The sequence below is a fragment of the Stenotrophomonas sp. STEN030 genome, from assembly GCF_056759995.1.
Genome location: NZ_JBRREB010000024.1, coordinates 61,379 through 71,356, shown reverse-complemented (window position 1 = coordinate 71,356; position 9,978 = coordinate 61,379). Strand labels below are relative to the sequence as shown.

General features: G+C 63.6%; 8 protein-coding genes. 3 read left to right on the top strand and 5 right to left on the bottom strand.

Annotated features, from left to right (window positions below; genetic code table 11):
* Positions 1–185: 185 nt before the first annotated feature.
* Both ACVOLR_RS10395 and ACVOLR_RS10390 read right to left on the bottom strand, forming a co-directional pair.
* The gene (locus ACVOLR_RS10395) at positions 186–1,850 is read right to left on the bottom strand and encodes a CTP synthase (protein WP_481536344.1); all 1,665 of its coding nucleotides are present in this window, start codon (positions 1,848–1,850) and stop codon (positions 186–188) included.
* Positions 1,851–1,979: 129 nt separating this feature from the next.
* Positions 1,980–2,231 carry a hypothetical protein gene (locus ACVOLR_RS10390; RefSeq protein ID WP_481536343.1) on the bottom strand — a complete coding sequence of 84 codons (252 nt, stop codon included), beginning with the start codon at positions 2,229–2,231 and terminating at the stop codon, positions 1,980–1,982.
* Between the two features lie 158 nt (positions 2,232–2,389).
* Between ACVOLR_RS10390 and parE the strand changes: the two genes are divergently transcribed.
* Positions 2,390–4,279, top strand: a complete 1,890-nt coding sequence (parE, locus tag ACVOLR_RS10385) for a DNA topoisomerase IV subunit B (protein WP_481512989.1) — start codon at positions 2,390–2,392, stop codon at positions 4,277–4,279.
* A 260-nt stretch (positions 4,280–4,539) separates the two neighbouring features.
* Here parE and ACVOLR_RS10380 read toward each other — a convergent pair whose 3' ends face one another.
* Both ACVOLR_RS10380 and ACVOLR_RS10375 read right to left on the bottom strand, forming a co-directional pair.
* Positions 4,540–5,661 (bottom strand): inorganic phosphate transporter, encoded by a 1,122-nt coding sequence (locus ACVOLR_RS10380; protein ID WP_481517041.1) that lies wholly within the window; start codon positions 5,659–5,661, stop codon positions 4,540–4,542.
* Positions 5,662–5,673: 12 nt separating this feature from the next.
* Positions 5,674–6,300: a DUF47 domain-containing protein gene (locus ACVOLR_RS10375; protein ID WP_057628278.1), complete on the bottom strand. Its 627-nt coding sequence runs from the start codon at positions 6,298–6,300 to the stop codon at positions 5,674–5,676.
* Between the two features lie 276 nt (positions 6,301–6,576).
* Here ACVOLR_RS10375 and ACVOLR_RS10370 point away from each other — a divergent pair, with 276 nt between their 5' ends.
* Positions 6,577–7,920 (top strand): hemolysin family protein, encoded by a 1,344-nt coding sequence (locus ACVOLR_RS10370; RefSeq protein WP_481536342.1) that lies wholly within the window; start codon positions 6,577–6,579, stop codon positions 7,918–7,920.
* Positions 7,904–8,578, top strand: a complete 675-nt coding sequence (locus tag ACVOLR_RS10365; RefSeq protein ID WP_481536341.1) for an exopolysaccharide biosynthesis protein — start codon at positions 7,904–7,906, stop codon at positions 8,576–8,578. The genes ACVOLR_RS10370 and ACVOLR_RS10365 overlap by 17 nt, the downstream gene beginning before the upstream one ends.
* Positions 8,579–8,892: 314 nt before the next feature.
* Here the strand turns inward: ACVOLR_RS10365 and ACVOLR_RS10360 are convergent, their stop codons facing one another.
* A complete protein-coding gene (locus ACVOLR_RS10360; RefSeq protein WP_481536340.1) occupies positions 8,893–9,888 on the bottom strand; it encodes an LLM class flavin-dependent oxidoreductase in 996 nt (331 codons plus the stop codon).
* Positions 9,889–9,978 lie beyond the last annotated feature (90 nt).

Sequence of the window (9,978 nt, the reverse complement as noted above, 5' to 3'; positions counted from 1 at the left end):
CGTTGTGCGAGGCCTTTTGTCGCGCCGCTCGTGTGGCGGTTCTGGTTTTTCGGGGACCCCCCTTTCCCCTTCTGGGCGGGCCACTACCTGTCATTTCCCTGGGCAGGCCCCTGCCGAGCATGGCTCGGCACTACCTGTCATTTCCCTGGGCGGGCCCCTGCCGAGCATGGCTCGGCACTACCTTTTCAGGCGCGGGCTTCCTGCAGCAGCTTGCCGCCGGCCTTCTTCTCGCGCGCGGCGCGGATGAAGCCGATGAACAGCGGGTGGCCGCCACGCGGGGTGGACAGGAACTCCGGGTGTGCCTGGCAGGCCAGGAACCACGGGTGCTGGTCACGCGGCAGTTCAACCACTTCCACCAGCGTGTCATCCATCGACTTGCCGGCGATCACCAGACCCGCGTCTTCCAACTGGGTGCGGTAGCGGTTGTTGAACTCGTAACGGTGGCGATGACGCTCGGACACCACGTCCTTGCCGTACAGCTCACGGGCAAGGGTGCCCGGCTTCAGGCGCTGCTCCTGCAGACCCAGGCGCATGGTGCCGCCCAGGTCGGACTTCTCGTCACGCTTCTCGACTTCACCGGTGGCGGTACGCCATTCGGTAATCAGGCCGATCACCGGGTTTGGCGACTGGCGATCATTCTCGGTGCTATTGGCACCTTCCAGACCGGCCACATGGCGGGCGAAATCAACCACCGCCGCCTGCATGCCGTAGCAGATGCCGAAGTACGGCACTTTCTGCTCACGGGCGAACTGCGAGGTCAGCACCTTGCCTTCGAAACCGCGATCACCGAAGCCGCCCGGCACAAGGATGCCGTCCACGCCATCCAGCGCAGACAGGCCGGTTTCTTCCAGCTCCTGCGCTTCCAGCCACTTCAGATTGACCTTGGTGCGCTGGCGCAGACCACCGTGCTTGAGCGCCTCGCCCACCGACTTGTACGCATCCTGATGGTCGACGTACTTGCCGACCACCGCGATGGTCACTTCGTCCAGCGGGTGCAGCGCTGCATCCAGCACGGCTTCCCACTCGGACAGGTCGGCCGGACCGGCCTTGTCACCCAGCTTGAGCTGGTTGACCACGATCTCGTCCAGGCCCTGCGCATGCAGGCCCATCGGCACGCGGTACAGCACTTCAACGTCCGGCACGCTGATCACGGCGCGCTCGGAAACGTTGGTGAACAGCGAAATCTTGCGGCGCTCCGAATCCGGAATCGCCTGCTCGGAACGGCACAGCAGCACGTCCGGCTGGATGCCGATCGAGCGCAGTTCCTTGACCGAATGCTGGGTCGGCTTGGTCTTCAGCTCACCGGCGGCCGCGATATACGGCACCAGGGTGAGGTGCATGAACAGCGCCTTCTCCGGGCCACGCTCGGTGCGCACCTGGCGGATGGCCTCCAGGAACGGCAGCGACTCGATGTCGCCGACGGTGCCGCCGATTTCCACCAGCGCCACGTCGAAGCCAGCAGTGGCCTCGTCGATGCAGCGACGGATTTCGTCGGTGATATGCGGAATGACCTGCACGGTGGCGCCCAGGTAATCACCACGACGCTCCTTGCGGATCACGTTCTCGTAGATACGCCCGGTGGTCACCGAGTTCTTGCGACTCAGGCGGTTATGGACGAAACGTTCGTAATGACCCAGGTCCAGGTCGGTCTCGGCACCGTCGTCGGTGACATAGACCTCGCCATGCTGGAAGGGGCTCATCGTGCCTGGATCGACGTTGATGTACGGATCCAGCTTCATCATGGTGACCTTCAGGCCACGCGCCTCGAGAATCGAGGCCAGAGACGCGGCTGCAATGCCCTTGCCAAGCGAGGACACCACACCACCGGTAACAAAAATAAGGGGGGTCACGGCTCACTGCCTCCCGGAAAGCCCTAGTTTAAAGGTTGTCGCCAAAACACCCAAGCACTGGATGCGGCGGATTAAAAAAAAGACGCCCCGACCTGCGCCGGGGCGTCCTTGAAACTCGGTGAAACCGCGTCAGCGACGGCGACGGGCTTCCTCTTCCTCTTCTTCACGCGGCGCCGGCTGGTCAGCCTTGGCCTTGTCCTGGGCAGCGGCGGCAGCGCGGCGCTTGGCCTTCTGCTCGGCTTCGCTCTGCGCCTTGTCGACCGGGGCAGCCTGTGCAGCCTCGGCGGCCTTGCCCTTGTCAGCGCTTTGCGCCATCACGAAGGGAACGGCGGCAACCGCAGCGACAACAACACTTAGAGCCAGCAATTTTGACGTTTTCATCCAAAACCTCCTCGGCTTGCCCAGCCAGACACGGCGGGCCTGTTTAGGAACCGTGTACAGCATAACCCGTGACAGCTGCCCCGGCCCTGAATGCCCTGCGTGCAAAAATCGCCGCCAGACCGCACACTCCCACGTCGATTTGCGCCCTACCGAGATCCATGAACGCCCGTTACAACGCCGCTGACATCGAAGTCCTCTCTGGCCTGGACCCGGTCAAACGCCGTCCTGGCATGTATACCGACACCGCCCGCCCGAACCATCTGGCGCAGGAAGTGATCGACAACTCGGTCGATGAGGCCCTGGCCGGCCACGCCAAGACCGTGGAAGTCACCCTGTTCAAGGATGGCAGCTGCGAGGTCAGCGATGACGGCCGCGGCATGCCGGTGGACATCCATCCAGAAGAAAAGATCCCGGGCGTCGAACTGATCCTGACCAGGCTGCATGCCGGCGGCAAGTTCAACAACCGCAACTACACCTTCTCCGGCGGCCTGCACGGCGTCGGCGTGTCGGTGGTCAACGCCCTGTCCACGCTGGTCGAGATCCATATCCGCCGCGACGGCGCCGAGCACCGCATCACCTTCCGCGATGGCGACCGCGCCAGCCCGCTGGAAGTGGTCGGCAGCGTCGGCAAGAAGAACACCGGCACCCGCCTGCGCTTCTGGGCCGACCCCAAGTACTTCGATACGCCCAAGTTCAACGTGCGCGCACTGCGCCACCTGCTGCGCGCCAAGGCCGTGCTGTGCCCGGGCCTGACCGTCAAGCTGACCGACGAAGCCACTGGCGAAGTTGACACCTGGTATTACGAAGACGGTCTGCGCGACTACCTGAAGGCCGAGCTGGGTGAGCGCGAAATGCTGCCAGCCGACCTGTTCGCCGGCAGCGTCAAGAAGGAAACCGAGATCGTTGACTGGGCCGTGGCCTGGCTGCCGGAAGGCGAGCTGGTGCAGGAAAGCTACGTCAACCTGATCCCGACCGCCCAGCACGGCACCCACGCCAACGGCCTGCGCACCGGCCTGACCGAGGCGCTGCGCGAGTTCTGCGACTTCCGCAACCTGCTGCCGCGCGGCGTCAAGCTCGCCCCGGAAGACGTCTGGGACCGGGTTGCCTTCGTGCTGTCGCTGAAGATGACCGACCCGCAGTTCAGCGGCCAGACCAAGGAACGCCTGTCCTCGCGCCAGGCCGCCGGCTTCGTCGAAGGCGCCGTGCACGACGCCTTCAGCCTGCTACTGAACCAGAACGTGGAGCTGGGCGAAAAGATCGCGCAGATCGCCATCGAGCGCGCCAGCGCCCGCCTGAAGACCGAAAAGCTGGTCACCCGCAAGAAGGTCACCCAGGGCCCTGCCCTGCCCGGCAAGCTGGCCGACTGCATCAGCCAGGACCTGTCGCGCACCGAGCTGTTCCTGGTGGAAGGTGACTCGGCAGGCGGCAGCGCCAAGCAGGCCCGTGACAAGGATTTCCAGGCCATCCTGCCGCTGCGCGGCAAGATCCTGAACACCTGGGAGGTCGCCTCGGGCAGCGTACTGGCTTCGGAAGAAGTCCATAACCTGGCCATCGCCATTGGCTGCGACCCGGGCAAGGACGACCTGTCCGGCCTGCGTTACGGCAAGGTGGTGATCCTGGCCGACGCCGACTCCGACGGCCTGCACATCGCCACCCTGCTGGCGGCGCTGTTCCTGCGCCACTTCCCGTCGCTGGTGGATGCCGGCCATGTGTTCGTGGCGATGCCGCCGCTGTTCCGCGTCGACGTGGGCAAGCAGGTGTTCTATGCGCTGGACGAAGAAGAGAAGCGTTCGCTGCTGGACAAGATCGAGCGCGAGAAGATCCGCGGTCAGGTCAGCGTCACCCGCTTCAAGGGCCTGGGCGAGATGAACCCCTCGCAGCTGCGCGAATCCACAATTCACCCGGATACGCGCCGCCTTGTGCAGCTGACCGTAGACGACAGCGAGCAGACCTCGGCGCTGATGGACATGCTGCTGGCCAAGAAGCGCGCACCGGACCGCAAGGGCTGGCTGGAAAGCAAGGGCGATCTGGCTTCGCTGGAAGCCTGATCCTGGCAATCTCACCACACCGAAAGCCCGCCCTCACCGGCGGGCTTTTTGTTGCCCGCGCGCCGCCATCTCTTTTGTGGGAGCGGCGTAAGCCGCGAAGCTGGCATTGCCGACAAGACAGGGGCCATTTGCCACCTGATAATTTGCGAGCTTCGCGGCTCACGCCGCTGCCACAAACAGCACAACAACACCCGGCTCCACCCAACAAAAAACCCGCCATCGCTGGCGGGTTTCTGTTTGCAGACTCCGAACCAAAAACCTCAGTTCCAACCCACCATTTCGAACAGACGCAGGATCAGGTAAGCGCAACCGCCTGCCGCCGGGATCGTCAGGATCCAGGCCCATAGGATGCGCTCGATCACGCCCAGACGCAGCGACTTGGGGTTCTTGGCAAAGCCAACGCCCATGATCGCGGTGGAGATGCTGTGGGTGGTCGAGACCGGCATGCCGAAGTGCGCAGCCAGGGTCAGAATGGTGGCCGAGCTGGTCTCCGCGGCAAAGCCGTGGATCGGGTGCAGCTTGACCATCTTGTGACCCAGGGTCTTGATGATCTTCCAGCCGCCCGAGGCGGTACCGGCAGCCATCACCACCGCACAGGTCAGCACGATCCACATGGCGATGCCATTGCCGGCATTGGCATCGGGATGCATGAAGGCCAGCCACGACGGCAGGTCGTTCAGCGCGCCGGTTGCCTCGGCGCCGACCAGGGTCATCGCGATGATGCCCATGGTCTTCTGCGCATCGTTATGGCCATGGGCAAAACCCATGTACGCCGCCGACACGATCTGCGCCTTGCCAAAGAAGGCATTGACCCAACGCGGGCGTGCCAGGCGGCCGAGCATGCCACCCACACGGGCCATGCCGGCGATGATTGCCCACAACAGGCACATCACCACGATACCGAGCAGGAAGCCGGCGATCGGCGAGGTGATCATCGGCACGAACACCTTCCACAACAGGCCCTTGTTCTGCGCCCAGTTGCCGACGTTCTGCGACCAGATCAGCGCATCCCAGTTGTTATGTGCAGCGGCCAGACCGGCGCCACACAGACCACCGATCAGGGCGTGCGAAGAAGAGGACGGAAGACCTTTCCACCAGGTGATCAGGTTCCAGACGATGCCGCCAAGCAGCGCGCACAGAATCACCTGCGGGGTCACATCGACCACATCGGTGTTGAGCAGGCCATTGGCGATGGTCAGCGCGACCGCGGTGCCGGTCAGCGCGCCGATCAGGTTCATGAAAGCGGCCAACATCACCGCCCAACCGGGCGACAGGACCTTGGTTGCCACCACGGTGGCGATTGAATTGGCGGTGTCGTGGAAGCCGTTGATGAACTCGAAGACGAGCGCGGCCAGAATCACCACCAGGACGAGGGTGAGCATAGAGCGTCCCCGTCAGCTGTTCTTGAGCACGATCTGGTAAGCCACCACGCCCGCTTCGCGGCAACGGTCGATGGCCTTTTCCAGGATCTCGAAGAATTCCTTGAGCAGGAACATCTGCAGGTTGTCCAAGCGACCGGAGTAGATGTCGCGGTACAGCTCAAGCATCAGACGGTCAGCCTCGTTCTCCAGCGAACGCAGCTTCTCGTTGAGCGCGGTCATGCGGTCCAGGTTCATGTGGCGCAGGTCATTGACCATCTCCACGACGACGCCTGCGGCCTGCTCCAGCATCGCCGCGCGCGGGGCGAAGTCGATCTGGTCCAGGTGCTGCACGGCCAGCGAGTAGCGGTCAGCAAACTTCTCGATCTGCTTGGGAATCTTGTACAGCGCCGAACCCAGCGCTTCGATGTCCTCGCGCTCGATCGGGGTCATGAAACTGTCAACCAGTGCCTGGCTGATCTTGTCCGAGGCGGCGCGTTCGCGCAGACGGGCAAGCTTGAATGCATCCAGCGCCGGCTGACGATCGGCCTCGCGCATCATGCTGTGCAGTGCTTTGGCACCGTCATAGGCTGCCTGCGCGGCCTCGTCGAGATAGGTATAGAACTGCTTGCCGGAGCCAAAGATGGTCTGCAACGAAAACATGGGGAGCCTATTCGCCGTCGCGGGAGGGACGGCATCAGGGGCGAATTATGACGGCTAGATGGCATTCAGGGTATTCCCGGCGAGTTTTTTAGCCCTGAAATGTGAACGGGCGGTCGCACCTGAGCCCTGACGGTTTGCTAATATCGCCCAGCGCCCTCGCGGTGCACCCTATGGAAGACGACCCTTATCCCCCGCCACAGCGCCGGATCCCGCTCCTGAGCGCCCGCCGCAGCCGCAAGCACCCGCCCTCCCTGTCACCAACCCGGGGAGAGACCCGTGTTTGAATTTTTTATCGTCCTGGCCCTGATTCTACTGAACGGGTTCTTTGCCATGTCCGAGATGTCGGTCATGACCTCGCGCAAGAGCCGCCTCAAGCAGTTGGCCGGTTCGAGCAAGCGCGCAGCGCGCGCCCTGGCCCTGTCCGAAAAACCCGAGAACTTCCTGTCCACGGTGCAGATCGGCATCACCCTGATCGGCATCCTGACCGGTGTTTACGGCGGCGACGCGATTGGCGGCGCTATCGCCCAGCACCTGCAAGCCCTCTTCCCTGCCCTGTCAGCCAACTTCTCGCTGTTCGGTGCGGTGCAGCCGTGGTCCGAGTTCCTCGGCAAGACCCTGGCAGTCGCACTTATCACCTATCTGACGCTGATCTTCGGCGAACTGGTGCCAAAACGCGTCGCTTTGACCCGCTCCGAGGATATCGCAGGCATTGTCGCGGTGCCGATGAGCTGGCTGGCACGCATCGCCGCCCCCGGCGTCTGGCTGCTGTCGCACTCGACCCGGCTGGTGCTGCGCCTGCTCGGCCTGGGCAAGACCGAGTCCGCCTCGGTCAGTGAAGAAGAGATCCGCATGCTGGTGGCCGAGAGCCATGAGCAGGGCGTCATCGACAGCCACGAGCGCGACATGATGAACCGCGTCATGCGCCTGGGTGATCGCACCGCCGACAGCCTGATGACCCCGCGCAACCGCATCGCCTGGCTGGACACCAACGCCGACCCGGAAAAGAACTTGGCTGCGATGCGTGACCATTCGTTCTCGCGCTACCCGGTGTATCGCGGCAACGACCAGGACATCGCCGGTATTCTCGAGGTCAAGAGCCTGGTCACCCGCCTCAGCGGCGGCAGCCACAACCTGTTCGAGAACCTGCGCGAGACGCTGTACGTCTCCGAATCCACCCACGCGATGAAGCTGCTGGAGATCTTCCGCGAGGAACACCAGTCGATGGCATTGGTGGTGGATGAGTACGGCGAGATCCAGGGCCTGGTGACCATCTCTGATCTGATGGGCGCCGTGGTCGGCCGCCTGCAGGCCACCGAGAACACCGACGATGACGCACTGGTTGTCACCCGCGAAGACGGCTCATTGCTGGTCGACGGCTCGCTACCGGTGGACGACCTGCAGGAGCTGATGAACGGTGCCGAGCTGCCGGACGCCGAGGAAGGCGATTACTACACCATCGCCGGCATGTGCATGCACTACTTCGGCCGCATTCCGCACGCGAGCGAATACTTCGACTGGGCCGGTTGGCGCATCGAGATCGTCGACCTGGACGGCGCCCGCATCGACAAGCTGCTGCTGCGCAGGCTGCCGGAAGAAGACACTGATGACACCACCGGTTGACCCGGACGGCACCTCGCCGGACGCCAGCAGGACAGAGACCGGCGGCTATCGCAATGAAGGCATCCGCACCCTGCTGGCGATGTTCGAACGCGGCGACCCGGATGAACATCTGCCGCTGGGCAAGGTTCTACAAGGCCTGGAACAGAGCGCCTTCGGCGTATTCCTGTTCATCGCCATCCTGCCCGCTTTCATCCCGATTCCGGGCATCGGCGGCGCGGTCAGCAGTCCACTGGTATTCCTGATCGGCAGCCAATTATTGTTTGGCATGTCGCGGCCGTGGCTACCGGGCTTCATTGCCCGCCGCGGCCCCAAGCGCAGCACCGTGCACAAGTTCCTCAGCAAGATCAGCCGACCGCTGCAGCGTCTGGACCGGATGCTCAAGCCACGGCTGGGCGTGCTGATCGTGCCATTGCCGGCGCGCATGCTCACCGGCGTACTGCTGTTGCTGGTCGGCCTGCTGCTGTCGCTGCCGATTCCGTTCACTAACTACCTGTTCGGCTTCCAGCTGCTGTTGTTCGCACTGGCACTGCTCGAACGCGATGGCGCGCTGATGCTGTTCAACTGGCTCGGCGCGATTGCCGCCGGCCTGTTCTTCGGTTTCGGCTCCGGCCAGCTGATCAGCGAAAGCATCGCACTGTTCGAGCGCATGACCAGCTGACGGCGCGCGGTGCACGGTAGTGCCGAGCCATGCTCGGCAGAGGCTTTACCAGCACCGCTCCCCAACCCTCCCCTTGGCTACGCCAAAGGGAGGGAGCAGCAGCGTAGTGCCGAGCCATGCTCGGCAGAGGCATTACCGGCGCCACATCAACACTGTGGGAGCGGCGTAAGCCGCGAAGCTGATTGTCGATCAGATTGCACAGGCACAGGTGGTTTCTTTGGCGCCAGCTTCGCGGCTTACGCCGCTCCTACAAAGCTGCGTTCCCTTGCAAAGCCCCAAGCACAACAAAGCTGCGCCCTTCAGGAAGCTGATGCTTACGCCGCTCCCACCCGCTGCCATGCCTGCATCGCCAGATCGAACGATCGCAGACGTGCCGCAGGATCATAGATGTTGGCAGCCAACATCATTTCATCCGGGCGATGGCGCTCGACGAAGGCCAGCAAGCCCTCCGCTACCTGCGTCGCATCGCCGACGATGCTGCACGCCAAGGCACGCTCGACACCGGCCTTTTCATGCGGTGCCCAGAACGATTCGATGTCATCCACTGGCGCCGGAATCCGCCCCGGTGTGCCGCGTCGCAGATTGACGAAGGCTTGCTGCTGACTGGTGAACAACCGCTTCGCCTCGGCCTCCGAATCACTGGCCACCACGTTCAGCGCCAGAATCGCATAAGGCGCCTGCAAGTGCCCGGAAGGGCGGAAGTCGCGGCGATACAGCGCTAGCGCCTCATCCATCGCATCCGGTGCGAAGTGCGATGCAAACGCAAACGGCAGGCCCATCGCCGCCGCCAAGCGCGCACTGAACAGACTCGAACCCAGCAACCAGACCGGCACCGGAATGCCGCCACCGGGCACGGCCTGTACCGTCTGCCCGGGCTGTACCGGTGCGAAGTAATGCAGCAGCTCGGTAACGTCCTGCGGGAACTGATCGGCACTGTCGAAGTAGCGGCGCAATGCGCGCGCCGTAGGCTGATCGGTGCCGGGCGCCCGACCCAGACCCAGATCGATGCGATCCGGATACAAGGAAGCCAGCGTGCCGAACTGCTCGGCCACCTGCAGCGGCGAATGGTTGGGCAGCATCACCCCACCGGAGCCCACGCGGATACGCGAGGTACCACCGGCCACATGCCCGATCAGCACCGAGGTCGCGGCGCTGGCGATACCGGGCATGTTGTGGTGCTCGGCCAGCCAATAGCGGTGATAGCCCCAGCGGTCAGCGTGCTGGGCCAGTTCCAGCATGTTGGCGAAGGCCTGCTGCGGGGTTGAGCCCTCGCAGACCGGGGCCAGGTCAAGAATGGAAAGTGGGATCATTCGGCGGTCTCCATGGACGATGCAAAGGACATGGGGTTTGTCCTTGCATTCTCCATGCAGTCACCGCGACTTCCACCGGGACACTGTTTC